This window comes from Bacillus sp. 05T31, assembly GCF_056396725.1.
The window spans coordinates 1-933 of the sequence record NZ_JBFTMA010001098.1 but is presented as its reverse complement, the minus strand read 5'-3'; the positions used below and the strand labels follow the sequence as shown (position 1 = coordinate 933).

2 protein-coding genes are annotated in these 933 nt (G+C 32.7%); both read right to left on the bottom strand.

All coding sequences use genetic code 11. The features are described from left to right. Positions 1 to 345 (bottom strand): lipase family protein (locus tag AC1DJR_RS31625; RefSeq protein ID WP_477004432.1); only part of this gene is annotated, 345 nt, incomplete at its 3' end. Positions 346 to 607: 262 nt separating this feature from the next. After that, positions 608 to 817 (bottom strand): hypothetical protein, encoded by a 210-nt coding sequence (locus AC1DJR_RS31620; RefSeq protein ID WP_002085943.1) that lies wholly within the window; start codon positions 815 to 817, stop codon positions 608 to 610. Positions 818 to 933 lie beyond the last annotated feature (116 nt).

Here is a 933-nt window from a genome sequence, read left to right as displayed (position 1 = left end):
TCCTTTCCCCGCGGCATCATATAATTGAATAAATACAGTTTGATAGCCTGCTTTCAAAGCATAATCGTACATATCATTCATCTCATGATATACTGTCTTTCCATACCAACTATCCGCATTACCATTTCTTCCTTGTACAAAGAGAATTGGTGTTTTATTCTCATCATAATTAGCAGGTTTCTGACCCAAAAACCATTCTCCAGGAGTAAATACTTCTTGATCTGGAAAGCCAGTCTTAAGCTCTGTTACAACCTCCGCGTGTACATTTGCACTAAAAACCAGCGGACTCATAAAACAAAGTACAATAAATAATGCGATACTCCTTTTCATAATCCCCATTAACATCCCCCTTTTTTCCCTGAAAGAAAACGCTACCATTCCGTTGAACACCAATTGTTTTAAATTCCATTTAATCAATTACTTTTACGTTACAATATAATAAGAAATTAATAGCCGCATTCCTTTCTTATCAAACGTTATTCTCTCAACATTTCTTCATTCCTTTTTACAATAAGCGTTTTGAATATTTCTCAATAAAGCTTTCTCTTTACAAAAAAACTGCGTATAAAAGGTCTCTTTAATAACCTTTTATACGCAGCTTCTTTGTTTAAAACTCGATGATGTACTCATCATCATATTTATCGTATTGCAAACCCGCTCCTATTTTAAATTCTGTAACTTGATCTCTTAGAAATGGTGCATCTTCTATTTTACTAGTTGCTATTTCAATCCCATATTTTTTTGTTAAATGCGCTAATTCTATTAAAAACCATTCTCTTCGTAATACGACCGGAATATCATACGTTCGTCTTTTCATATATACTAGCACCTCTTCTATTTTCATTATTGAAAAGARTATCACTTCTACTTTCGATACACTTTTTAAAACTATCGTTCATCATCAAAGGCCAATGAAACATTATAGTATATGCA

Coding starts and splice junctions, on each gene's coding strand:
- AC1DJR_RS31620 (WP_002085943.1), bottom strand. CDS start 817: ATGAAAAGACGAACGTATGATATTCCGGTCGTATTACGAAGAGAATGG.